Below are 26413 nucleotides of genomic sequence, written 5' to 3'. Positions count from 1 at the left end.
ATGATACAAACATGGTTTGAAAATGCAAAGCTTGGTATTTTTGTTCACTGGGGAATTTATGCAGTCGACAAAAGAGGTGGGGAATCTTGGCCTATTGTGAAAGCAGAAGTCAGCTTTAATGATTATTATAAACAGATAAAAGCTTTTGATGCAAGTACTTATCAACCTAAAATATGGGCTAAACTCTTTGCAGAAAGTGGAGCAAAATATGCAGTCTTAACGACAAAACACCATGATGGGGTCACACTATGGCCAACAAAAGAATCTGGTCCAAGCATACCAAAAGAAATTGGCCTAGCTGATTTAGTTGGGCCATTTGTTGATGCAATTAGCGAAGAAGGGCTTCACACAGGATTATATTTCTCGCATACAGACTGGGCTCATAAAGCTCATTTTGAAGTGATTACCGGATTAACAGATCAAGAATTAGAACCATTGAAAACAGTAAAAACCAATTTTCTACAAATATGGGAAAAAAGTTTTGAAACTGATGCACCAATGGATAAAAAAATAGTAAAAGAAAAATGGGAAGAGTTCCTTGAATTTGAAAAGCGACAAATTAAAGAGCTATTAACATGGTATGGTCAAATTGACCTGCTTTGGTTTGATGTCATGCTACATCGACCGGGGTATGACTACCATTGCCAACAACTTAAAGCATATATTGAAAATTTAAGTCCCCATACTATTGTAAATTCGCGACTTGGGGATTATGGAGATTATGAAACACCGGAACAGTTCATACCTGTATATCCACCTCAAGGGCCATGGGAAGTATGTATGACAACAAATGATACTTGGTCCTATACAGGAGCAGAAAAGAATTATAAGACGCCATATGAAATCATTACAATGTTTTGTGAATGCTTAGGTCAAGGAGGCAATATGCTCCTTAATGTCGGACCTGATTCCTCTGGCCTTATTCCGGAGCAACAAGTCAGTATTTTAAAAATACTAGGACAGTGGATCAAAAAACATGAAGAGGCAGTTTATGATACAGTTAGAGGCTTACCCCATGGCTATACTTATAATATGACAAGTCTTAATAAAGCCCAAGATACTATTTATATTTATCTATCGCATAGACCTAAAGAAGCTACAGCTATTAAAGGGATTAGAAATAAAATCAAAAAAATAAAAATTCTTGGGGAAAAGACATTATGTCACTATAAGAGAATAGGTGGAGCTCCTTGGCTAAATGTACCGGGGACTTTATGGATCGATGTAGAAAAAGATAAATTAGATGATTATGTTACAGTATTAAAAATCGAACTGGAAGGACCGTTGGACTTATATAATGGGTGTGGAGTAGAGATTAATATTAATTAAGGATAATATGGGAACGGAGAGCAATCATGCTTAAAGCAATATTTATAATGGAAGATAAAAGTTATGAAGATGTATACAGTAGTCAAACACGAAAAAAAATCGAAAAACTCCTTGATATATCAAAAGGGCAATTCACACGAGAAGACATCGAAGAAGACCCCGCCATACTCAAGGATATTGATATTATAATGGGTGGCTGGGGGATGCCGGTTCTTTCTAAAGATTTTTTAGCCAATGCTCCAAAACTTAAGGCCGTTTTTTATGCAGCTGGGTCAGTGAAAAACTTTGTGACAGATGATTTTTGGGATCGAGACATCCTGTTAACGAGTGCTCATGATGCTAATTCTATACCGGTTGCCGAGTTTACCTTAGCTCAGATTATCTTTAGTTTAAAGCAAGGTTGGAAGCACATCAATCATTGCAAAAAAAAGAAAAGTTTTCAAGTTTTGCCTTTAATAGGGGCATATAAAAGTACGGTTGGTTTAGTTTCTTTAGGAACAATTGGGAAAAAAGTCTGTGACTTATTAAATGTATTAGACGTAAAGGTTTTAGTTTATACGACCTCGCCTTCAAAAGAAAGGGCAGAGCGCTTAAACGTTGAATTTTGCTCCCTTAAAAAACTGTTTAAAGAAAGCGATGTTATATCCTTACATACCCCGTGGTTAAAAGAGACAGAAGGAATGATTGATGAAAAGTTACTTTCACTCATGAAACCCTATGCAACTATTATTAATACAGCAAGAGGTGCAGTGATTAATGAGGCAGACCTCATTCATGTTCTGAAAAATAGACCGGATCTATATGCGGTTTTAGATGTTACTTATCCTGAACCGCCCTCTCATGAGTCTGAATTATACACACTCCCCAATAGCATACTAACGCCACATATTGCCGGCTCTAAAAATAAGGAGTGTAGGAGGATGGGAGAAGCGATGTATCAAGAATTGGAAAATTATCTATCGGGTCAGCCCCTTGAATGCCAAATTCAGAAAGAAAATATTGAAAATCAGGCCTAATGTTATTTTTGTCACATATTCATTAAAAATAACATTGAGCTCTTGGCTGATCATTGTAGCCATTAAGGTTGTAAAACGGATCCAATTTATGTGGTTCATCTTCATAAAACGATATGCGTATCCTGAGCAAATGCAGGAAGATTCTTCCCCATTGGTTGGTTTCAATATAGAAGCAACTCTAAATCGCTTTAAAAATCTGTAGATAGATGTAGAAATTTGGTTATCATTCTGGGCGTCTTGTGTTATACTTTCATTCATAACATGAGCCTCCGGTTTGTAATTGTTTCTGGTAATGCATACGCCAAAAACTAGTGGTTTCATGTTATTTTAATGTCAGTTATTGGGCTTTCAAGGTCATATCCACTTATCTAAGTGCGAAGTTTGAGAAAATAACTATAAGAAATTATACTTATCCTAAGACAATATAAATCTAGACACATAAGGAATCCGTTAGAAAAGGAAATAAGTTTATGAAAAAACCGAATATTTTATTTTTATTTGCAGATGACCAAAGATTCGACACCATTCGATCTCTTGGTAATGAGGAAATTATCACCCCAATCTTGATGCTCTTGTAGAGAGAGCTACTGTTTTTACACAGTGCCATATCCCAAGTGGTACTTTCTGCTGCAGTTTGCATGCCAAGTAGGGCTATGTTAAATACAGGTAGACAGTTATTTAGTCTTCAGGGAGAAGGTCAGGAGACTCCTAATAACCATGCTCTTCTAGGAGAGACACTGCAAAAAGCGGGTTATGATACCTTTGGGACGGGAAAATGCCACAATGGCGTAGACAGTTATGTTAGGAGTTTTAATCATGGTGATGCAATCTTTTTTGGTGGTATGGATGATCATTGGGCTGTACCGGTTCATAGCTTCGACCCAACAGGAAGATACGATAACAGAAGATATAAAACTGCAAATTTTTGGAACAACAATCAGCGAGATAAATATATCAGTGATCATATTGGTGAGAGACATTCTACCGAGCTATTTTCAAAAGTGACCTCAGAGTTCATACTGAATGATACTGTTGAAGATAAACCTTTCTATGCCTATGTTTCTTTTATGGCGCCACATGACCCAAGAACAATGCCGGATAGATTTAGAAAAATGTATGATAAGGACAAAATATCACTACCGGAAAACTTCATGCAATATCACAGCATTGAGTACGATAATGCACATTGCAGAGATGAGTTATTGGCACCTTATCCAAGAACAGCAGAAGATACAAAGCAACAACTTTTAGAATATTATGCCATGATTACGCATATTGATGAGGAGATTGGAAAAATCATTCAGACCCTCAAAGATAAAGACGTTTATGAGGATACAATAATTATCTATACAGCAGACAATGGTCTCTCTCTAGGTCAACATGGTCTATTTGGTCAACAGTGCCATTATGAAAATAGTATCAGAGTACCTTTTCTTATGGCGGGACCCAATATACCTGAAAAAGAAATACGTGATACCTATATCTATCTTATGGATATTTTTCCTACACTCTGCGAAATCTTAAATATTGAGGTGCCTGATACTGTTGAGAGCAAAAGCTTTTTAGACTGTATAATCGACAAGGACAGGGTATGCAGAGAAAACCTCTATTTTGCTTATACAGATAAAATTAGAAGTGTTAAAGACAACCGTTTTAAATTAATGGAACATGTTTATGATGGGGTCCTTACCACACAATTATTCGATATCAAAAATGATCCGTTAGAACTTGCTAACTTAGCAAAAGATTCCAAATATCATAAGGATCTTATCCGACTAAAAAAATTAATGGTAGATTATAGGGACCAATGGGGTGAGGAGGATCATCCCATGGGAGCAAATTATTGGAAGCAGTACAGAGAACTAACAAATGAAATAGGGAATTAAAATTAAAAGTTTATTGGATTAGAGGACCTTCTCCTATAGTCGCTAGGGGGCATCCCAATTTTCTTCTTGAACAGTCGGGAAAAGTACATAACGCTTTCAAAGCCCGAGGAAGCAGCTATTTGGTAGATTTTCATATTCTTTGTACTAAGTAGAACTTGACTGTATTCTAGACGTCTTTTAATTAGATACTGTCCGGGAGGGCCCATAAATGTTTTTGAAAATAAGTTTGAAAAATAGATAGGACCTAGGCCCATTATAGCTGCTAGAGCCGTGTTATTTATTTTTTTGTTGAGATTCATGTCAATATAGCTAATAACCGGTTCAAAGCGAATATATTCATCGGAAAGGTCGTCACATTGACTAAAAAAAGTGACAATAGCTTAAAAAAAACACTGTTAGTAATAATCACAGAATAGGGATCATCTTTTGTATATAGTTGTTCAATGCACTCATTTCTTTCGATAATTACTAGTATCTGGATTACCAATGAGTATGATGTTTTCCTTTTTCTTGATAAAGCTGTTTTTGGTAAAATAGATTTGAATATTTCGGCAAAACAAATTAAAAAGTAATTGCCAGTACATTCACAATCAAATATCCTTTTAAGTACACCACATACTTGGAAGGAGCGAGAGGACGTGCTGACAATTACTCAAATAGATTATATACGAAAACTGTACTTTGATAAAGGACTTTCTGTAGAAGAAATCCATAAACGTACAAATCATGCCAGAAACACCATCACTAAATACCTTGAAATGGAGGATTTTAACTCTCCAAAATACGCACGAACTAAGGAGCGTAAGTCGGATCTGATTAGACCCTTTGTCCATCAAATTCTTCTGGAGGACAAGAATAAACGTAAGAAACAATGTCATACGGCAAAACGTATCTACGATAGAGCCATTCAAGAAGTGCCTGATTTATGCCATGTAACCGAAAGAACCATGCGATACATTGTTGCTGAGGAAAAAGCCAATATTTATACCGAAAAAGAATGCTTCTTAGACCTTAATCATCCAGGTGGTGAAGCTCAAGTTGATTTTGGTGAGATTGATGTCTATAAAGACGGCAAACTCATCAAAGCCCACGAGTTCGTAATGACTTTTCCGGCAAGCAATGCTGGGTTTTGCCAAGTTACCTTCAGTGAAACCATGGGAGCCGTTTGCCAAAGTATGGAAAAAATCTTTGAACATATCGGAAAAGTACCCAAACGCATCTGGTTTGACCAGATGGCAGCTGCCTGCCTACGGCAGAAAGATGTCAACGGAAATGTTATTCCTAATCCGAGGTTTCATGCCTTTGCGGTTCATCATGGTTTTGACATTGTCTTTTGTAATCCTTATTCAGGGAATGAAAAAGGATCTGTCGAAAACAAAGTCGGTTACTTCAGAAACAATCTATTCATACCTGAACCGGTTATTAATGATATCAATGATTACAATCAACATCTTTTAAAACGTTGTGATAAAGATAATCAGCGTTATCATTATAAAATACATGCATCGACATTAGCATCGCTCCTGAGTCAGGAAAAAAAGCTAATGCATGCTACCAACCTTACTCCCTTTGATTATTCAAAGGAAGTAAAATACAGAGTATATAAAAACGGTCATATCAAAGTTGATTCTAATGAATACTCTGTTTCACCACAACACGTTGGTGAACACGTTATTGTTAAATTCTACGCCAATGAACTTGTTATCTATGACTTGCATTACCGTGAAATCACGAAGCATGTACGTTCCTTTGAAAAAGATAAGAAGTATACTCATTGGATAGATTTCATAAATACCATAGCCAAACGTCCACGAGCTTTAAAATATAGTGGCTTTTACAAGCTGTTACCACAACACTGGCAAACCTACGTAGCGACACTTGATAAAGATAACTTACGTGAGGCTTTATATTTCCTCAAATATTGTCTTATTGAAAAGGATATGGCCTTCGCAAATGAGGTTGTTAAAGAAAATATGAAGCAGCACGTTATGGAACCGGAAGCACTGTGGACGACCTATCATCGAATGACTGAAAACCGGTCCTTATATTTACCAGACATTATTGAAACGATGGATGTAGCATTACCTCGTTATGATTTTAAGATTAAAGATTATGATGAACTGATGCGAGGTATAAGCCTATGAAAACAGCTATTACCGCTTATCAGAAAAAACTACGCCTCAGCAATAACCTCATAGAAATATATGAATCAATGCCTTATGAAACCAAAGAACAGTTTATACATGATCTATTAGAAACTTTATATAAAGAGCGACTAGAAAATATCATTATACGGAACTTAAAAAATGCCAATTTCCCAGTTAAGAAAACATTAGAATTCTATGACTGGAGTCACGTGCAACTACCGGATAAACTCTCCACTGATGTTTTAATCCGTCTCGCTTTTCTTGAACAACAAGAAAACTTGATTCTTTATGGAAACTTCGGTGCTGGGAAAACACATTTGAGCATAGCTCTTGGCATTAAGGCAATCAACCAGAATAAAACCGTTTACTTCTTTACCGTTCATGCGTTGCTATTTTCATGCTTTTATAATGAATAGTAATCGTCATTGCATCGACTTTAATACAGACTTCGTTACCACTGCGAGGATTGCAATAAGTAGTATTAAACTGGTAATGAGCTTTTAACTCCTCATAACGTTTAGTTTCTTTTGTGACATATGCGCCTAAAACTTCTGAAACTGCTACGGCAGCATTATCGAAGATTGTTCGCTTAGGCACTGCACGTCATACTGCTGTATAGCTACCAGTAAAGTGTAACTCTTCAACTGATTATTTCTCGCTTAGGGCAGCACCTATACGCGACTGAGCATCACTTGAGATAGAATAAATATGAGAGCTAAATCTCGACATTCTATCGAAAGGAGGCCAACTCTATGGCCAAGAAAATCAAAGTAAAACTTATCTTGGAACTACGTGCAGCTAACATGTCTCAACGCGAAATCTACAGAAGCAGAAAAATCTCTTCACACTCCGTCTGCGATGTTTGTAAAATCGCTACTGAGAAGGACATCAAAGACAAATCAGATGAAGAAGTCTATCAACTTTTCTTCCCTAACAAGTTTGTAACAGACACTTTGTGCAAACAGCCTGATTACAGTTACATTAATAGCGAACTCAAGAAAACCGGCGTCACTTTAAAGCTCTTGTGGAATGAATACAAGGATACTTGTGTTGCTGATGGTGAATTATCTTTTGGGTATACAAAGTTCTGTGAAGGTTACTCTGATCACGTCACAGCCAATAGTTTAACCAATCATTTACGGCACAAACCAGGTATGGTATGTGAAGTTGACTGGAGTGGTCCGACGATGAAGATTGTTGATGCTACCACGGGTGAACTTATTACTTTATATCTTTTTGTTGTAACACTACCATATAGTCAGTATTCCTATGTTGAGCCTTGTCTCGATATGAAGCAGAATACATGGATCAAATGTAACGTAAACATGTATGAATTCTTTGGTGGTTCTACAGTTCGCATTACTTGTGATAACCTACGTACTGGAGTTGTAAGTCACCCTCGTGAAGGCGAGATTATACTCAATGAACAATACGAAGCTTTTGGTAATCATTATTACACTGCCATTATGCCGGCAGGCATTCGAAAACCGAAGCAGAAGGCATCTGTAGAAGGAACGGTCGGTAAAATCGCTACAGCTATTATTGCCAAATTACGAAACAAAACCTTTTACAATATAGATGAGTCAAAGGTGGCTCTAGCAAATAAACTTGATGAGTTCAATAGTGCTCCCTTTCAAAAACGTGAAGGAAGTCGAAAATCGGTATTCAATGAAGCTGAAAGACTTCGATTACGTGAATTACCAATGACACCTTATGAAGTTTCTGAATGGATTTATAATCATAAAGTCAATCTCGATTGCCATGTTGCTTTCAAAACAAATCGTTACTCAGCACCTTACAGTTATGTTGGCAAGAAAGTTGATATAAAAGCTAGCGAGTCCATCATCGAGATTTATTATAAGTAGGAACGAATTGCCAGTCATAAGCGAATTCCTGACTATAAGAAATATCAATGGGCTACTAAAGATGAACATATGCCTGATCAGTTCCATCATACTGAATGGGATGATACTAGAATCAAAAACTGGGCTAGTTCCATTGGTCCAAATACATTGGATGTTATTGAAAGAATCTTCGGTAGTGTCCGAGTAAAAGAGCAAGCATACAACTCATGTCTGTCTGTTCTACGATTAAGTAAAGATTACACCAATGATCGCCTAGATGTTGCTTGTGAAATAGCATTAGAGAAATTACGATCATCACGATATCGAAACTTAAAGGCTATTCTCTCTTCCAATCAGGATAAAGTATATCTTGAAAAGAAAGAGCACTTTAAAGAAGGTAAAGTCCATCTGAACAAACAACAAGGTTATGTTCGAGGTGCGGAATACTACCGACGTGGAGGTGATCAACAATGACAATACTAGATGATGAAGCTCGTAGAAAACTAAGAGAATTAAACCTAGAAGACTTCATTGATGCCGTCGATGCTCAGTCAAAAGAATATGAGAAAATTCTTTGGGCAACAGCAGCTGGAAAAACAACAAACACATATGCGTATTGCTAAAGGCAGTGCGCATCAAAACAACAAACGTTGCTCTAACTGGGTACTAATGATGCTCTAAGTGAGTACAGGTGATGCTCTTCGAGCGTATCTATGTTGCTTTTAGCACGAAATAATCATTCAACTAAACGTTCATGAATTCGTTTAGCGGTGTGCCTTTGCTTCTTAAATCCATGTGAAGAGTCTTCAGCAAAACAACGAAGAATAAATGCTCTGACTTCATCTGTGATTACAGGAGCAGAGCGTGGTGAATAATCTTTACGTTCCCTACAGTATTTAGCTACTGTATTACGTGAGATATGTAGCTGTTTGGCAATCGCTCGTTGCGACATGCCATGATGAAGATAAAGTTCTCTTATTTGATTATATTCTGCCAAATCTATTTTCACGCCTTTCACACTCCTATACGATAATATTTACTATTATCATACAGGAAAATTTATGATTGGCTCAAAAATTCATGGTCATTGTAATGCTATATGGCTCACTTTTATAGTATCAAACACAAATTATAAAGTTTTATCACCACATCAAATCGTTCCAAAGTTACACGATGAAGAAGAACATTATATTGCTTTCGAATCAACGATGTACCGTGTTTTAAGAGACGTTGATATGATTCACCATCGCGGTAGGACAAAGTCACCGGAACGAAGAAAAGCATCAATGCACAAAGCAACCGGCCCCAAACAAGTATGAATGTGGGATATCACCTGGATTCCGGGTGTTGTTAAAGACTTTTGTTTCTATCTTTATTTTATCATAGATTTATATAGCCGAAAGATTGTAGGATGGGAAATCTGGCCGGAAGAATCTTCTGAAAATGCAAGTGTTTTTGTGAAGAAAACGGTGCCATCATAAGGCTATTCTGTGAGAAGCAATCCACTCGTATTACATGGATTTAAAACATTTGTAAACAAGTGTTTGAATTTGTTTAATATTATAATTATGAACATTGACACAGCAACATCGGATATATTACAACAACACAGCATTATAATTACTGACTTAGAAGATTAAATATTTCCCGGAAGATTAGCCGTCTATGAAGTTGCTAAACAAAAATATCCAGAACCAAGGTCCGGAAATATCAAAGATTGACCTATTGAAAAAGACGGCACTAGTTAAAGTCAGAGACAAACGAAACAGAGAAATAGTTAAAAATAATTAAATGATTTTTGGTAAAAACAACAACAATCTTGACAAATTCTGAATTAAATAGCGTATTAAGTAAAATGTATAAACGAAATCTTAACGTATATGCAAAAATGCTGTACTTTTTTACCTTTATTATGTATAATAGTTAAAAACGACAGAGGTGAAAAAATGGCTATTAATAAATCGACGCTTCGAACAATTAGTATTTTGGAGCTAATTGCAAAAAATGCTCAAGGTATGTCGCTTTCAGAAATTGCTTTAGAATTAGATTTTCCGATAACAAGTACAAGTGATATTGTTAAAGCTTTATTGAAGAAAGAAATGATTGAGATAGTCGATCATAGAAGTAAGCTATATGGAATAGGAGTAAAGGCTTATTTTATTGGAAATGCATTCATAAGCAATATGACCTTAATTGACAAGGCAAAACCAATTGTAGAAGCATTGGGTAACCAAGTCAATAAAACAGTGTTTATTGGCAAAGAAGTTAATGAAGGCATTACCTATATATATAAGTATGAGCCGGAAAATCCTTTGGTTGCTACCTGTTCAATAGGTAGTCGAACCAATCTTCATAGTACATCGTTGGGGAAATGTATCATTGCTTATGATGATGCATTATATAATAAAACACTAACGAGTGATTTGGTTTCAAAAACGCCATATACAATAACAGATCCTCAATTATTAGCCGAAGAGATAGAAAAAGTCAGGCAGTTGGGATATGCAATTGATAATCGAGAACAAAACGAGCATTTGTTGTGTATTGGAGCACCGATTTTTGATAACGAAGGTAAAGTGATTGCGGCATTAAGTATTAGTGGTTTATATACAGATCATATTAATATTGAATATGAAGCCAATTTAGTTAAAGAAAAGGCGAATTTAATATCTGAAAAAATGGGATATCGTATGCATGTATATTAATGGTACATGCATACGATAAATCTCGTAATCAATACGTAAATACATACCTTTCTTTTTTTTTGCCTATTTTTTGTATTAAGTGCACTTTGATTTTAGGAAAATAAAGAATTTTTTGTACAAAATGTGAATAAATACTAGACAAAAAACTAGAGCTATGTTAACATTATATTAACGTAAGAGATTCGCATATACGAACAAGAGGTGAAAAATGAAAGAATATATATTTATTCAACAAAATATTGATGAATTAAGATCGAGTATTTATACAAAACGAAAAAAAATTTTTAAACGCTTAGATGAACAATGTGCACGTTATCATACTATGAAATTAGATGAGAAGCATCCAGAAGGAAGCTCGACATATATGGGAATAGCTATAGCTAATTTATCTTTAGCCTATGTATTAACAAAGCAAAAACAATATTTAGAAGATGCAAGACGTTTTATTAATACTGTGGTTAATTATCCACATTGGGGGCATGCGCACCTTGTTGATGTTGATTTATCTGCTGCATGGATCTTGTTTGGATTAGGGATAGGATATGATTGGCTTAAAGATGTGATTCCAAAAGAAGAAAAAGAGAAGATTGAAAATAAAATTTTGCTTCAAAGTCGTCGTATGTATGATTTTAAAATCAAAACTCAAGGAAATGGATGGTCAACAAATTATTGGCAAAACCATAATTGGATTAATCTTACTGGATTAGCTGTCGCTGGATATGCTCTGATAAAAGAAAAAGAATATAAAAATGAAGCTCAAAACTGGGTTGAATGTGCAAAAGAAAATTTTGAATTGGTTTATAATTATATGCCTCAAGATGGTAGTGATTATGAAGGAGTTGTTTATTGGCGATATGGGGCTATGTGGCTCTTTGTATATGCGCATTTGATTAAAGAACGAGAAGGAATTGATTATTTTAAAAAAACTGACTTTTTAAAAAATACCTTTGACTATCGATTATATCAAAGTGCTCCCAATTTAGAAGAACAAATTAATTTTGGTGATTGTCATGATAAATACAGTGGACATTCAACGGCTATTTACTATAAGACAGCGGCAGAATATAATAATGGATATGCTCAATACATGGGAAATTTTGTTGTTGACAAGCATCTATATAAAGAGGCATTTGAATCAAATGTAAAACCGGGAATTCTTCCTGAATGTTTTTTTGAATTTCTTTTTTATGATCCTGATATAAGTGAAAAGTCGTTTGACGATTTACCTAAAATAAAATTTTTTGAAGACTTGGGATTGGTCATATTTAGAGATTCGTGGGATAGAGAAGCGCTTCATCTTTCTTTTAAATGCGGAGCTCCCGGAGGTAAAAGTCAATGGCAGAAACTTTGGGAATTGAAAAAAACAAAAGGGTATAACTGTTTTGGATTGTCTCACCAGCATCCTGATAATAATAGCTTTATCTTACATTATGGAGGGAAGTTTCAGGCTATTGATGATGGATATAATCGTAATGTGAAAGCGTCAGATCATAATATGATCCTTGTTGATGGTCAAGGGTTTGAAGATGAAGGCGTAAATAATGTTTATAAAAATTATTCGCAAGATATGGTTGGTGAAATGAAGCATGTAGATTTCACAAATAACCAACTGTTTGCAATTGGTGAAACAGCAAAGACATATAAAAAAGAATTAAAAATGAAGCAGGTTGAACGGCAAGTATTAACAACTGATTCTGGGTGTATAATTTTTTATGACAAAGTAAAGAGTGATAATAAACATGAATATACCTGGCAGATGTACACAGAAGTATATCCGGAAGAAGTTGAATTAGATAGTAATAAAACTAAAGTAAAAGTTCAATATAAAAATGGGTTGACGGCTATGTGCCTATGGCAGCAGGCAAGTGGAGAGATTAGTGTCGGACATCATTTAAATACAGTGCGTGCCGTAATGACTACACAAGAGCCAGATAATTATCGAGAAAATCAAATGAAAGGATTAACAACTAAAAATTGTCAAAGAAATGAACAAATGGAATTTTTAACAGTTGTAAAACCTTATTCAGCTGGAATAAAATGTCCTGTCGAAGTTAGGTTTTCTCAAAATAGCGCCCGAGAAGTTATTATTCAAACCTCGAAAAAAGTCGAAAAATATACGATTGTTGACAATAAAATAAAAAAGGTGGAATAAAACATGTCATTAAAAGAGTATAAGCGCTTTGATATAGCTTTTATGATGTTTTTAGCATTTGTAGCGGAGCTTTTAGGTCAATACTTACATTTAAAGTTGCCAGGGGCCGGTTTTTATTTGAGTTTTTCAACCATGATTATAGTAATAACCATGATTCGTTGGGGTGTGATAGGTGCTAGTGTTAGCCTTGGAATTGTATTAGCTTCAATTATTGTCACCAAAAAAATTGACTTTTTAATAATATCTATTCAACTTATTAGTTATGCGTCAGCTGGAATTATTCCAATTATATTCTATAAAAAAACAGTTTATGAAATTATATCAACAACATGGATGTTCCTATTATACATTATAAGTACTTTTGCCATTATTACGTTGTCTTATAGCCTTCTTGCAATGATGAAGGGATATTCTTTTGGAGATATATTTTTGCTTTATTTTAATCGACAATTATTTACTTTACTGATGAGTTATATTGTTTTGCTGATGATTAGACACCAAAAAGAATTATTGGTAGATATGACAATATATTTTAATGAAGACAAGGAGACGAAGAAATGAATATGAAATCAGTTATTAAAGAGAGTAAACTGGTAAGGTATGGTCGAATCATACTCTCGGATTGGCAGCTTTATGCGTTGCTTCTCCCATTAATTATTTGGTTTGCTTTATGGGCCTACAAGCCCATGGGAGGGTTGCTCATTGCCTTTAAAAATTATCAACCAAACTTAGGAATAGGTGGAAGTGAGTTTGTGGGTTTCTCTAACTTTGTTTCGCTGATTAATGGTGCATTTGCAGATCAGTTTTGGAGAGCCTTTAGAAATACATTCCTAATAAGTCTATACGGGTTGATTTATGGATTCCCAATACCCATAATACTAGCATTATTTTTTAGTGAACTAACACATAACGGCTATCGTAAAGTTATTCAGACATTAACTTACTTACCTCATTTCCTTTCAGAAGTTACGATTACAAGTTTAGTTTTAACACTCTTATATAATGGAGAAGTAAATACAGGGGTTATAGCAACGGCCTTGATGAATTTAAATATCATTCCTGAAGGAACAAAATTAGTACAAGAAGCATCATTTTTTAGACCCCTGTATATAATTACTGGAATATGGAAAGAAGCAGGATATAGTTCAATAGTTTATTTCGCTGCAATTATGAGTGTATCGCCTACTCTATATGAAGCCATAAAAGTAGATGGAGGTAACAAGCTACAAGAAATTAGATTTGTTACTTTTCCGGGAATGGCTCCAACATTGATTATTATGATTATTATGCGTATAGGACAAATGTTAACCGTTGGATATGAACGTATTATCTTACTATATAATGCGAATACATATGAAACAGCAGATGTCTTAAGCAGTTTTGTTTTCAGAATCGGACTACAAGGTGGTAACCAAGCTCTGGGAGCTTCAGCAGGAATGTTTAATGCACTTATAGGATTTGCACTCGTTATGGGAGCAAACTTTATAAGTAGACAAGTCTCAGAAACTTCATTGTGGTAGGAGGAACTATGGATAGATTAAATAGAAGTGAAGCAATTTTTAAAGTGATTTCATACGTATTAATTGGGGCATTTGGAATAATGGCATTATATCCTGTTGTATATGCTTTCTCTGCTTCCATTAGTGGCAAAGTAGCTTATGAATCAGGTCAAATTGTGTTATTACCAAAAAATATAAACTTTCAGGTTTACAAATTATTATATGAAGATAAAGGATTTTGGATTTCATATATTAACACTTTGTTTTATACCATGTTTGGTACAGCATGGAGCGTTTTTATCTCAACTCTCGGTGCATATGCTTTAGCAAAACGACGATTATTATTCAGACGACAATTTAATTTTTTGGTTGTATTTACTATGTGGTTTAATGCAGGAATGATTCCGACATACTTAAACTATGTAAACATGGGAGTAGCGAACCGATGGGGAATTGTCGTGGCTTTTGGAATACAAGCATATAATATTATTTTATTGAGAAATTACTTTGAAGGGGTACCTAAAGAAATTGAAGAAGCTGCTCGCGTTGATGGTGTAAATGAATTTCAACTTTTAGGTCAGATTTTTATACCGATGTCAAGAGCGGCTATGGCGACAGTTACACTCTTCTACGCAACAAGTCGTTGGAACGGATATTTTTGGTCAAGATTATTATTAACCAATCCAATGGAATTACCTTTGCAGGTGTATATGCGAATACTTGTAGAAAACTATCAATCTATGTTTGATGATATGCCACTTGATTTACCATACGCTGCTGATTCGTATGTCTATGCTATTATTGTTTCATCAATCATACCCGTACTTCTTATTTATCCTCATATTCAAAAATATTTTGCTAAAGGGGTAAATCTTGGTGGAGTTAAAGGTTAGTTAGTTTGTTGGCACATAGTGCACAAAATAAAAGGAGGAAAAGAAATGAAAAAGTATGTAGCAATATTTTTAATTATGTTAATGATGGGAAGCTTAATTGGTTGTAACAGTACTGATTTGACACAAGATCCGGTGGAACAAGAACAAGAAAATGAAGAAACATCAACGAATGATTCTTCAGAAGGTGGTGTAGCAAGAGAATTAGAATACGCCAATAACCTTGAAATCAATATTTCAATGGGGAATAATCAACGTACAATTACCTATAATCAAGCAACACCATTAATATTACCAGATGGTACATCAGTTGCTCAGGGAGACTTGAAACCAACATGGCAATATTATGAAAAACTATTAGGTTTTTCAATCGAGGATATGGCAATACAAGACCAAAAAGCCACAGAAATGATGGATTTAGCCGCAGCAATTAGTTTTTCAGATGCCACAATTTATGGTGGGAATTCAATAGCAGAAGATTTTGTTTCATATGGCCCTCAAGGATATTTTCTTGATTTGACAACACGAATGGATGATATGCCAGCAGTTAAAGTCTTTTTTGAAGATAACCAAGATGTACTTGATTCGATAACAGCATATGATGGAGGCGTATATTATTTGCCATATGTTGCAGAAATTGGTAATTATGCTCGGGTATTTGCAGGACGTGAAAGCTGGGTAACAGCATTGTTAGATTCTAATATTACCTTAGAAGCAGAAACAGCAACGATTAATACAGAGTATGAAGGATTTGAAGACAGACACGAAAGTAATGTTATTAAACTTCAAAATGAAGCAAGCAATGGAACATTAACACGTGACGTAGCACTAGAAACGTTGTTGACATATATTAGTGAAACATATCCTGATTTAGAAAAACCTTCGGATTTGTATTTGAATGCAACAGCGCAATATGATATTGATGAACTAATTGCTCTTTGGAGAGTTGTTGAGTTGTCACCGAATACTTTATCAAAACTAGAGACAGGCTCTATAGTTGCGGATGCTGAGATTTCACCGTTTTTTGTAAGAAAAGCAGAGTATAGAGAAGATGTCCTAAGATTGGCAACATATTTTGGTGGACAACGTGTTCATGGCTCAGATTCATATGCAGCTCGATTTTATTTAAATGAAGACAATGAATTGACCTATTCATATTCAGAAGATAGCTTTTTAGAAATTGTAGGATATCTCCAGGATATATATAAAGAAGGTTTGATTCATAGTGAGTTCGCAGAAATAAGTTCAAAAGACGATTTTAGAAAAGCTTTATACTCATCAGATGAAAATGAAGGACAACGTCAATTTGGCTTTATGACTTATGATTGGATTGCCTCCACAACTGCTGCTAATGCAGATGTTGTTGGTATGTTGCCACCTTTAACACAAATTGGAACTGATGAATATATTCATTACATGGAAAATACACGCGTTATTAAACCAGATGGCTGGGGAATTTCAACAGCTGCATCAGAAGAAGAAATTAATTCGGCATTAAAAATGTTTAATTTATTATTTACTGAAGAAGGACATCAAGCCCAAAATTACGGTATTCCTCAAAATCTTGTTGATGGAGAAACATTTATGGGACCAGATGGTGTTGAGTATCCGAAATTTAACGATTGGTTATTAGATACAGCGGCAGAACTTAAAAATAGTGATGTCTCTGGATTCTTAAGAGATTTCATGGGGTCACAAATACCGATTGGATATCAAAAAGAAATTGGTTTTGAATATCAATATACAGTAAATCGTGGATGGGATGCTTGGGCATTATATAACGATGCAGAAGTAAGAATGACATCTTATGATGCAAATGAACCACTGTTTAAACTAGTTCCTACGGTATTTTCTTTGACAGAACAAGATACAGCTAAGTTAGCAACTGTTTCAATAAATGAAGAACAAACAGATCAAATATTCCTATTTATTACAGACTCAAGCAATGCGCTTGAATCACCTGAAGACTTAAAAGCAATGTTTGAGTCAAGTGGTGTAGATGTCTACATAGATGTATACAGAAATGCGTATGAACGTATGCTTCAATAATAAACCAATAAATTTAATGATTCAACACAGTTATAGGTGAGCTGATTTCTATGATTATGATAAAAGCTTTAGCTTTTATCATAATCATAAGGTTCACTAAATAAAAGTTGCTGTAAAGAGCAGCAATAATCAGGAGGAATTTATGGCCAAGAAGAAAATAAAAAACAAACAGGGAATCGTAGTATATGGCCTTATAACAACAGCAGTTATCCAATTCATTTATGCTCTTGGATTTATGACGAATTTTTATAAGTTGTTTTATGAAGGAACAACAGAAATGTTTGATTTCTATAAACGTTTACAATTAGTTAATCAATTCATTTTTAGAACAAGTCTGATTATTTTAATTATATCTATTTTGTTACTAGCATTTGACTTAAATAAACATTCAAAAAGCTTCTTTGGACCTTTTGTTGTTTTAGGATTACTTCTATATACAGGATATAACTTTGTAACGATATTTCAAGCATTTGTATATTATGCAGATGTTTATAAAAAATTTGATTTTACTCAAATAGCAGATTATACTGCACGACCAGAGATTTTTTACTTGGGAATTGCTATCATGTCAATTTGTATTTTATTAGAAGCGATATTATTTTTGACTGTGATTATTACGAGAAGGAGTACAAAAAATGCATAATGAAAGCAAATATAATTATCAAGAAAATAAAAAAGCATATAATTTTGTGTTGATTGCTTTAACACTTAATACCATGGTTATTATATCCTTATTAAAGGCAATACCATTAAATTATATTATTGGCGCAGTAATTATATTTAATATTATATATACTTTGTTAGGTTTTCTACTTGCTATAAGAGTGAAAATTTATAATGTGCATTGGGCAAAAATAGCAATAGTGTTTGGTTTCATTCAATTTTTTAGAGTGATAATACTGCCATTAGAAGGCTTTTTTGGATTGGCACTTATTCTAAAACTTTTGTTAATCATTTCTGGAGTATTAATGATTACTGCAAGTATAGTAACACTAAACAGAGCCAAAATTAAAGCAGGTAAAACGATGGATATAGAAAGTAACTAGGAGGCAAGTATGGCAGGATTAAACTGTATAAATATCAATAAAATTTATGATAAAAAAGTTCATGCTGTAAAAGATTTTAATTTAGAAATTAAAGATGGAGAATTTATTGTGTTAGTTGGTCCATCAGGATGTGGGAAGTCTACCTTGTTACGTATGATTTCAGGGCTAGAAAGTATAACGAGTGGAGAATTATATATAGGTGATAAAAAGGTAAATCATTTAGCCCCTTCTGATCGAGACATAGCTATGGTTTTTCAAAATTATGCTTTGTATGGGCATATGACAGTATATGAAAACATGGGATTCAGCTTTATTATTCGTCATCAAGATAGTGATGTTATGCATGATAAAGTTATTGAAGCATCAGATATAGTAGGCTTACATAGCTTGTTAAACAGAAAACCGGGAAATTTATCAGGCGGACAACGCCAAAGAGTTGCATTGGGCCGTTCGATTGTGCGCGATGCACAAGTGTTTCTTTTGGATGAACCCTTATCAAATTTGGATGCTAAATTACGACACGAGACAAGGAATGAATTAGTAAAACTTCATAAGACCTTAAAAACAACCTTTATTTATGTTACTCATGATCAGGTAGAGGCAATGACAATGGCTGATAGAATGGTTATTATGAAAGATGGTATTATTCAACAGGTTGGAACGCCATCGGAAGTCTATTCTTATCCAAACAATATATATGTGGCTGGATTTATAGGTAGTCCATCAATGAACTTCATAGAAGGTAAAATATCAAAGAATCAATTTGTTTCAGAATCACTAACATTTGATTTATCCGAAAAACAAATTAATGAACTAAAGCAGTATGACGAAAAAGAAATATTATTAGGACTTCGTCCAGAAGATATTAGCAGAGATGTGAACCAAGAAATGGATAACAAAGTAACAGTAACTATTAAAGCAGGAATAATTGAACTATTAGGTGCAGATATGTGGGTTCACTTTGATTGGAATAATGTTGATACAATTGCTTGCCTAAAATCAACACGAGATATTAAGCGAGATACAGAATTTAATATTTGTTTTTCATTAGATCATGTTCATTTTTTTGATCTTGAGACAACAGAACGTATTCGTGGAGGTGGACAAAGTGGAAAGCACTAAATATAAGATTGCAAAATATATAGTCGTATCAATGACAATAATCCAGTTAGCACTGTCTCAAATTCATATTTCAGCGATTACAAAAGTTTTTGTATTAGAGGTAGGATTCTTTTTATTCCTATTCATTATTTTTGGGCTTTTGATTACATTTAACTTGTTGTCTAAAAATAATGAAAGTAGCAAGTTTTTATTTCAAACGACAGGATCTATTTTCATTGCATGTGCAACAGGTATATATTACATGTATTTAATGTACAATGATTATATTAATAATGAATTGGTAACCATAGATCAGATTCAGCTTTCTCTTATTATAGTAGGAAGTGGGATTGGAACTTATATTCTTGGTTGGGTTTATATGTTAATCAAAGAGGTTAGAGGTGAATAAAGAATGAAAAAATTTTTTGATGAAACTAAAGTAGAGTGGCTCATTCGATTTTGGACAGCAGGAGCAGTTTATTTCTTTGTCGGCTGGGGAACCAACTTAGGCGGTCAAACCTCACTAATAGACTATATTTTCTTTCTTGGTATTGCAATAGGAATCTTTGAACTGTATATCACAAAGACTATTATTCGTCATATTTTAAAATCACCTAAAGAATATATTCGTTATAAGCAACATCGAGAAAAAGAACTGCTTCAGAGAGTCGTGAGTAATCTTTTGTTTTTATTAAAAAGTATTTTCATTATTCTGGTTGTTTCTAGTATTTATTCAAGTATAAATCAACTTGCTATTTATTTGTTTGAATTGTCAAATGACCAGATTTTTTTACCGGGTGAACCTATTTTATTTGGTGTGTTTTATACACTTGTGTATACTTGGATTGAGCGTATTATTGAAAGGATTAACTGTAGAATAAAAGGAGTACAATAATGTCGAAGATCGAACAAATGGCAATAGAAATGGAAAATGAGGTTAAAATATTTGCTCAAAAATTTTCGGATGATCCAAAGCATCAATCAGCCTGGGGACATCATTATTTTTGTGAAAAAGATGGGACAGCTCTTATTTTTAATCCAGAGAATGAGAACGAGCATAAATGTCCCTTGTGTCAAACAACTTATGAATCAAAACTATATAAAGAAGTCTGGAGATACATATATAGAAATAATGCTGCAGTAACAGTATTAAAAGCGGCAGCGCTTTATAAAAGAACAAGAGAAAAAAATTTGTTGAAAATAATATTAGACATTAGTCAATTTTATATATATAAATTTGAAGAGTTCCCACTGCACAATAAAGAAGGCCTCTATTTTAATACTTACGAAGAAATGCAGTGGGGCTGTGGACGGATTATGCCACAAAATCTAAACGAAAGTATTTTTTTTATTCGAATTTTTATGGCTCTTGAATTAGTCAAAAAAGATTTGCCGAAAGAATTTATAGAATATATTAAAAATACATTTGCATCACAAATTTTTGAATTATTAAAAAGTCAAGTCGTAAAAATTCATAATATCTCATGTTGGATGAATAATGCTATTGGGGTCATTGGATTATTTTCATCAAGGCAAGATCTAATTCAATTTGCATTTGAAGGACCTTATAATAATCGACGTCAACTCTTAGAGGGTGTAACAGAAGACGGATTTTGGTATGAAGGTTCTATTCACTATAATTTTTTTACATTAGAAGGGTTTATGTATTTGGGAATATTTGCTCAAAGGTATAAGTACACTTTTGATGAGGTGGCAGTTTTGGAGAAAATGTTAAAAGCAGCCTATAAGTACGCCTTTAGCAACCATATCTTACCAAATCCAAATGATGGATGGCCCAACATTAATCTAAAAACTTATTCATATATTTATAGTATGGGAGTACAAATTTTTGGCGATAATAGTGAAACTGCTCAAATATTACGTGCAATCTTAAATAATGATTCAGAACGTGTAGAGTTGCCATTGTCAAAGCCCTATTATTATAATAATGAAATTTCACTAGAACGTTTTATATTTATTCCAAAATTTGAAATGCAAGGTTCTATAAAGAAAAATGATGAAACAACAAATTTTGCGGCGTCGAATTTTATTATATTAAAAAATAAAACATGGAATGTTTTTCTAAAATACGGCCACCATGGTCCATCCCATGCTCATCCGGATAAGATGTCCATTGAGGTAAGTACAGCAAATAAACTAATAACAAGAGATTTATCTAATGCGGGATATGGTGCTGTAATTTGCAATGAATGGCATCGAAAAACACCCTCGCATTCGACGGTTATTGTGGATGGTACAGACCATACTTCGGTTGAACCGGGTAGACTAATAGACTATACTCAAGAATCTTGTGTAACACAGGCGACTAAAGTATATAAAGATGTTGACTTTAAAAGGTCGATTAAAATCTCAGAAACAACGTTGATAGATCAATTTGAATGTAATTCGAATGAAGTTAGAACCTATGATTATGTATTTCATAATGAAGGAAATATCACAGAAGAAAGTTTAAATAAATACAAGTGGATATCTAGTGACTTAGGATATGCAGACAATGGCTATCAATATTATGAAAATGTAATGAAATTAGATGAAGAAAGCAAAGAATTTGTTCTAGATTGGCAGATTAAAGATCTTCAACTACAAAGTGTTTTCAATACAGAGGATTGTGAAATCTATCTAGCATGGACACCGGATAATCCAGTTAATAAATTAAGAAGAAGTCTTTTGATTCGAAAAAAAATGAAAAACGCAGTATTTTATGTTACATGGATCTATAGAGAGGAGAAAAAATATGATTAAGCACTATTTTAAACACGAAACATGTGAAAGCGAAGATTTAGGTAATGGTATCAAACGTCGAGTTTTAGCCTATGATGAAAATTTGATGACTGTTGAAGTGACGTTTGAAAAAGGGGCTATTGGTGCGATGCATAAGCACCCGCACGAGCAAATGACATATATCATTTCAGGAAAGTTTGAATTTGATATTAATGGAGAGAAAATGATTGTGACAGCAGGAGATATGACATATAAAGAACCAGATATCATGCATGGGGCTGTATGTCTAGAAGCAGGTCAATTACTCGATATTTTCACACCAAGTCGAAAAGATTTTTTATAAAATAGGAGGAAGAAACATGAAAAAAAATGCATTAATTACAGGTGGAACCGGTGGTATTGGCTTATCAACAGCTAAAGCGTTGGGAAAGCTAGGGTATCATATCATATTGAATGGTATTGACCAAGAGCAAGGAAAACAAGCAGTTCAAGAACTAGAAAAAGAAAATATTTCTGTTGAGCTACACATTTTTGATGTGACAGATGAAAAGGCTGTTTTAAAAGGGTTTGAGGACATCAAGAAAGAAAATGAAAGTTTAGATATACTGATTAATAATGCAGGTGGGTTGGGTGGTCGATCAAGATTTGAAGATATGACTACAGAGTTTTATCGAAGTGTAATGGCATTAAATTTAGATAGTGTGTTTTTTATTACGCGTTCAGCAATTCCAATGTTAAAAAAGGGAAATAATGCCTCTATTGTAAACTTTACATCAATTGCTGCATGGAATTCAGGAGGACCAGGTGCCGGAGTTTATGGGACGTCAAAAGCGGCAGTACTTACATTGACACGTGCTTTAGCCAAAGATTTGGCGGAATATAATATTCGTGTAAATGCCGTATCACCGGGCACTATTGATACACCATTTCATCAAGCAACTAAAGAAACAAATATGGAATTGTTTAATTCATGGAAAAATAATATACTCATGAAACGTTTTGGACAACCGGAAGAAGTTGCATCAGTTATTGAATTTTTAGTTAGTGAAAAAGCTTCATTTTTGACTGGAGAAGTCATTCAAATAAATGGAGGTCAAGATTTCCTATAAGGTGGAAAAATGGAAAATAATATCTTAAAAGGGAGCCTGCTAAAAAGTATTATCTTTTTAGCAGGTCCTATTATATTAATGAACTTCTTTAATGCATTATATCAACTTATTGATACATATTTTGTCACAACAATAGGGGTTAATGAAACAGCGGCAGTTACTTTTGTAGGGCCTGCAAATCAAATTATTACGTCCATTGGCGTTGGTTTATCAATTGCAGGTGCTAGCCTGATTGCCAGAGAAATAGGAAAAGGCGATAAAGAGAAAGTAATTGAATATTCGAATAATTTGATAATTATATCAATAATATTGGGTATATTGGTTGCTGGATTTTGCTCTTTATTCTCAAAAGATATTTTGATTCGATTAGGCGTTACAGAAAACTTATTGCTAAAAAGTGATTTATATTTTAAATATACAGTTTTAGCTGCCCCTTTCCAATTCGTTTCTGCAGCATACTTAGGTATCAGAAGAGCCCAAGGTGACACATTTAAACCATCTGTTTTGTTTATAAGTTCAATTATTATTAAAGTTTTTTTAACATATATTTTTGTGTCACACTTATCAACGGGTATTATTAGTTTAGCTTTAGCTACTTTGATTGCAAATTTGAGTATTGCCGCTGCGGGAATATACAATCTTTATTTTAATCGAAAAGAACGTATTATGCTAGTCAATAAAAAGATTATTAACAAAAAAGCTGTTTATGAGATCATAAGAATTGGTATTCCATCCGTTCTAGAAAAAAGTGCGACTTCATATGGGTTTTTAATTATTAATCAAAAAGTACTATTTTACGGGGAAGCTGTTCTTGTTGCTTATGGAGTAACCAATAGAATTAATTCATTGGCCTTTGCTAGTGTTACCGGAATCGGAACAGCAACAGCAACAATCATTAGTCAAAATCTTGGAGCAAAAAATTATAAGCGTATAGACAAAACTGTTAAGGTTGGATACTTAATAGCTATAGCTCTTTCGATTCTCACAATGACAGTAATTTGGATTTTTAGGACAAACATAGCAACTCAGTTTTCTGAAAATGATCCGATAGTATTTGAGCATATTATGAATGCGATGTCAACATATTCTTTTTCTATTATACCATGGGGCTTTTTTCAAATCGTTATTGGTTTTTACCAAGGGATAGGTAAGACAAAATATAATTTGTTTATCAGTTTAATACGATTATATGCCTTTCGTGTGCCTTTAGTTATTCTTTTTATGAACTTCTTTATGCAAATCGGAGAATATAGTATCTGGTATGCAATGTTATTTAGTAATATATTAACTGCTTTTATGGCAATGATAATGAGAAAAAGAGAGCAAAAAAAATTGCATTAGAAAAGAGGATGTTATGGAACAAGTAATAACAGCTATTTCTGTTGTTTTGCCAGTTTTTATAATAATAAGTGTAGGAGCAATTTTACGTTATAAAAAATGGATTAATGAAGAGTTTATACATATAGCAATGAAAATTGTTTTTAATCTTTGCTTACCAAGTATGTTGTTTTTAAAAGTAAGTAAGGCAGATATAAGTATTCTATTAAGTGCTAATTCTCTAAAATTTGCCGTATTTTCAGCAGTTGCCACAGTCATTATTTATTTTATATCTCAAGGTTTATCAAAAAAATTTATTAAGAATTTTGAAAGTAGAGGAACCTTTATACAGGGATGTTTTCGGAGTAATTATATGATTATGGGAAATGCCATCCTATATAATCTTTTTGGAGATCAAATCATTGAAAGAATGGCGTTGCTTTTTGTCGTTATTATTCCTTTATATAACATATTGGCTATTTCTGCACTGACAAAGGACCAATCGAATTCATTAGTCCAGCACATAGGAAAAATGTTTAGTAAATTTGTAACCAATCCATTAATAATTGGTATTTTTTTAGGCTTTTTATTTGCTTTTTTTCAAATAGATATCTCAGAAGTGTCTGAGCAAACGTTGTCAAGTTTAGCAGCGATTTCTACACCATTAGGTCTTATAGGTATTGGCGCTTATATGAACTTTAATGAAATGGATACAATCAAAGATAGTGCAAAAGCAGTTGTTCTTAAATTGTTATTATATCCTGCTTTAGTTGTGTTTAGTGGAATTGTTCTGGGTTTTAACCGCATTGATACGACTATTTTATTTGTTTTATTTGGTTCGCCAACGGCAATTAGTAGTTTTATAATGGCAAGTGCTCTAGGTGGTGACAAAAAACTTGCGGCTAATATTGTTATACTTAGTACTATTTTATCTTTAATAACCTTTGTTTTTGGATTATCAATATTAAATATCATTTGAAGGACCGTTCTTTAACTATAATAATTATGACTAGTGAAATATAAATAAAGTAAATATAATCTAAAGTTTATTTAATGCAAAAATGATATAATTATTTAAACAAAAGAAAGGGTAAAGTTTATGAATGAAATCACAGACAATTATAACAGACTGTTAGAAGAAGAAATGAGCCTACAGTTAAAAAAATTTTCAAGAAGTGATGCGTTTGAACTTGCACTGATCATTCTTGAAAAGGTAGAAGAATATGAAAAACCTATTATTATCGAAATTGAAATGAATAAAGTGGTAATATTTAGATACTTCATGGATGAAACAATTGAAGATGGAGCATTGTGGTTAGCTAGAAAGAGAAATTCTGTTAACCTTATGAATATGTCTTCTTTACGTTTTCAGTATTGGCTAAAACAAAAGAATGCGACAATATCCAGCAGACTTTTAAATACTAGAGACTATATTGATTGTGGTGGTGGTTATCCAATACGTATTGAAGGTATGGGTGTAATGGGAAGTATTTGTGTGACAGGACTCATCGATACAGAGGATCATAAACTCATTGTTGATTCACTAAAAGCATTTAAAGAAAAAAGATAAGGAAAAAGGAA

At 33.7% G+C, this 26413-nt stretch carries 26 protein-coding genes and 1 pseudogene; 26 read left to right on the top strand and 1 reads right to left on the bottom strand.

What is annotated here, in order from left to right:
* The 8 genes from QBE53_15590 (at nt 1) to QBE53_15555 (ending at nt 8845) form a co-directional block, all read left to right on the top strand.
* Entirely contained in the window at nt 1-1329 is a 1329-nt protein-coding gene (locus QBE53_15590) for an alpha-L-fucosidase (protein WZL81203.1), read from the top strand.
* A gap of 26 nt (nt 1330-1355) precedes the next feature.
* A complete protein-coding gene (locus QBE53_15585) occupies nt 1356-2345 on the top strand; it encodes a hydroxyacid dehydrogenase (protein WZL81202.1) in 990 nt (329 codons plus the stop codon).
* A gap of 614 nt (nt 2346-2959) precedes the next feature.
* Nucleotides 2960-4231: a sulfatase-like hydrolase/transferase gene (locus QBE53_15580; protein WZL81201.1), complete on the top strand. Its 1272-nt coding sequence runs from the start codon at nt 2960-2962 to the stop codon at nt 4229-4231.
* Between the two features lie 638 nt (nt 4232-4869).
* Nucleotides 4870-6375, top strand: a complete 1506-nt coding sequence (istA, locus tag QBE53_15575) for an IS21 family transposase (protein WZL81200.1) — start codon at nt 4870-4872, stop codon at nt 6373-6375.
* The gene (locus QBE53_15570) at nt 6372-6794 is read left to right on the top strand and encodes an ATP-binding protein (GenBank protein WZL81199.1); all 423 of its coding nucleotides are present in this window, start codon (nt 6372-6374) and stop codon (nt 6792-6794) included. Before istA (QBE53_15575) ends, QBE53_15570 begins: the two co-directional genes overlap by 4 nt.
* A 336-nt stretch (nt 6795-7130) precedes the next feature.
* A complete protein-coding gene (istA, locus tag QBE53_15565; GenBank protein WZL81198.1) occupies nt 7131-8243 on the top strand; it encodes an IS21 family transposase in 1113 nt (370 codons plus the stop codon).
* A gap of 69 nt (nt 8244-8312) precedes the next feature.
* Entirely contained in the window at nt 8313-8696 is a 384-nt protein-coding gene (locus QBE53_15560) for a hypothetical protein (protein WZL81197.1), read from the top strand.
* Nucleotides 8693-8845: a hypothetical protein gene (locus tag QBE53_15555; protein ID WZL81196.1), complete on the top strand. Its 153-nt coding sequence runs from the start codon at nt 8693-8695 to the stop codon at nt 8843-8845. The genes QBE53_15560 and QBE53_15555 overlap by 4 nt, the downstream gene beginning before the upstream one ends.
* A gap of 269 nt (nt 8846-9114) precedes the next feature.
* Here the strand turns inward: QBE53_15555 and QBE53_15550 are convergent.
* Nucleotides 9115-9225, bottom strand: a pseudogene (locus QBE53_15550) (helix-turn-helix domain-containing protein).
* A 58-nt stretch (nt 9226-9283) separates the two neighbouring features.
* On the opposite strand from QBE53_15550, the gene QBE53_15545 reads away from it, so the two are divergent.
* The 18 genes from QBE53_15545 to QBE53_15460 all read left to right on the top strand — a co-directional run bounded on the left by QBE53_15545 (nt 9284) and on the right by QBE53_15460 (nt 26402).
* Nucleotides 9284-9541 carry a hypothetical protein gene (locus QBE53_15545; protein WZL81195.1) on the top strand — a complete coding sequence of 86 codons (258 nt, stop codon included), beginning with the start codon at nt 9284-9286 and terminating at the stop codon, nt 9539-9541.
* A 627-nt stretch (nt 9542-10168) separates the two neighbouring features.
* On the top strand, nt 10169-10927 hold the full coding sequence (locus QBE53_15540) for an IclR family transcriptional regulator (protein ID WZL81194.1): 759 nt from the start codon (nt 10169-10171) through the stop codon (nt 10925-10927).
* A gap of 208 nt (nt 10928-11135) precedes the next feature.
* A complete protein-coding gene (locus QBE53_15535; GenBank protein ID WZL81193.1) occupies nt 11136-13079 on the top strand; it encodes a DUF4962 domain-containing protein in 1944 nt (647 codons plus the stop codon).
* A 3-nt stretch (nt 13080-13082) separates the two neighbouring features.
* Nucleotides 13083-13640 (top strand): hypothetical protein, encoded by a 558-nt coding sequence (locus tag QBE53_15530; GenBank protein ID WZL81192.1) that lies wholly within the window; start codon nt 13083-13085, stop codon nt 13638-13640.
* Nucleotides 13637-14599 (top strand): ABC transporter permease subunit, encoded by a 963-nt coding sequence (locus QBE53_15525; protein WZL81191.1) that lies wholly within the window; start codon nt 13637-13639, stop codon nt 14597-14599. The genes QBE53_15530 and QBE53_15525 overlap by 4 nt, the downstream gene beginning before the upstream one ends.
* An 8-nt stretch (nt 14600-14607) precedes the next feature.
* Entirely contained in the window at nt 14608-15471 is an 864-nt protein-coding gene (locus tag QBE53_15520; GenBank protein WZL81190.1) for a carbohydrate ABC transporter permease, read from the top strand.
* Between the two features lie 45 nt (nt 15472-15516).
* Nucleotides 15517-17517 (top strand): hypothetical protein, encoded by a 2001-nt coding sequence (locus QBE53_15515; protein ID WZL81189.1) that lies wholly within the window; start codon nt 15517-15519, stop codon nt 17515-17517.
* Nucleotides 17518-17659: 142 nt separating this feature from the next.
* Nucleotides 17660-18160, top strand: coding sequence for a hypothetical protein (locus QBE53_15510; protein WZL81188.1), 501 nt, complete (start codon nt 17660-17662; stop codon nt 18158-18160).
* Nucleotides 18153-18563: a hypothetical protein gene (locus QBE53_15505; protein WZL81187.1), complete on the top strand. Its 411-nt coding sequence runs from the start codon at nt 18153-18155 to the stop codon at nt 18561-18563. The genes QBE53_15510 and QBE53_15505 overlap by 8 nt, the downstream gene beginning before the upstream one ends.
* A 9-nt stretch (nt 18564-18572) precedes the next feature.
* Entirely contained in the window at nt 18573-19685 is a 1113-nt protein-coding gene (ugpC, locus tag QBE53_15500; GenBank protein WZL81186.1) for a sn-glycerol-3-phosphate ABC transporter ATP-binding protein UgpC, read from the top strand.
* Nucleotides 19672-20073 (top strand): hypothetical protein, encoded by a 402-nt coding sequence (locus tag QBE53_15495; protein ID WZL81185.1) that lies wholly within the window; start codon nt 19672-19674, stop codon nt 20071-20073. The genes ugpC and QBE53_15495 overlap by 14 nt, the downstream gene beginning before the upstream one ends.
* Nucleotides 20074-20076: 3 nt before the next feature.
* Nucleotides 20077-20559, top strand: coding sequence for a hypothetical protein (locus QBE53_15490; protein ID WZL81184.1), 483 nt, complete (start codon nt 20077-20079; stop codon nt 20557-20559).
* Complete coding sequence (locus tag QBE53_15485) at nt 20559-22427, top strand: heparinase II/III family protein (GenBank protein WZL81183.1); 1869 nt, start codon at nt 20559-20561, stop codon at nt 22425-22427. Before QBE53_15490 ends, QBE53_15485 begins: the two co-directional genes overlap by 1 nt.
* Nucleotides 22420-22749, top strand: a complete 330-nt coding sequence (locus tag QBE53_15480) for a cupin domain-containing protein (protein WZL81182.1) — start codon at nt 22420-22422, stop codon at nt 22747-22749. Before QBE53_15485 ends, QBE53_15480 begins: the two co-directional genes overlap by 8 nt.
* A 16-nt stretch (nt 22750-22765) precedes the next feature.
* Nucleotides 22766-23515 carry an SDR family NAD(P)-dependent oxidoreductase gene (locus QBE53_15475; GenBank protein ID WZL81181.1) on the top strand — a complete coding sequence of 250 codons (750 nt, stop codon included), beginning with the start codon at nt 22766-22768 and terminating at the stop codon, nt 23513-23515.
* A gap of 9 nt (nt 23516-23524) precedes the next feature.
* Nucleotides 23525-24856 (top strand): MATE family efflux transporter, encoded by a 1332-nt coding sequence (locus QBE53_15470; GenBank protein ID WZL81180.1) that lies wholly within the window; start codon nt 23525-23527, stop codon nt 24854-24856.
* A gap of 13 nt (nt 24857-24869) precedes the next feature.
* Nucleotides 24870-25811 carry an AEC family transporter gene (locus tag QBE53_15465; protein ID WZL81179.1) on the top strand — a complete coding sequence of 314 codons (942 nt, stop codon included), beginning with the start codon at nt 24870-24872 and terminating at the stop codon, nt 25809-25811.
* 120 nt (nt 25812-25931) lie between these two features.
* Nucleotides 25932-26402, top strand: coding sequence for a heme-binding protein (locus QBE53_15460; GenBank protein WZL81178.1), 471 nt, complete (start codon nt 25932-25934; stop codon nt 26400-26402).
* Nucleotides 26403-26413 lie beyond the last annotated feature (11 nt).

The organism is Vallitaleaceae bacterium 9-2 (genome assembly GCA_038396585.1).
Classification (GTDB): domain Bacteria; phylum Bacillota; class Clostridia; order Lachnospirales; family Vallitaleaceae; genus UBA1351.
The sequence above is the reverse complement of the archived record's forward strand: the minus strand, read 5'-3'. Positions and strand labels throughout refer to the sequence as shown.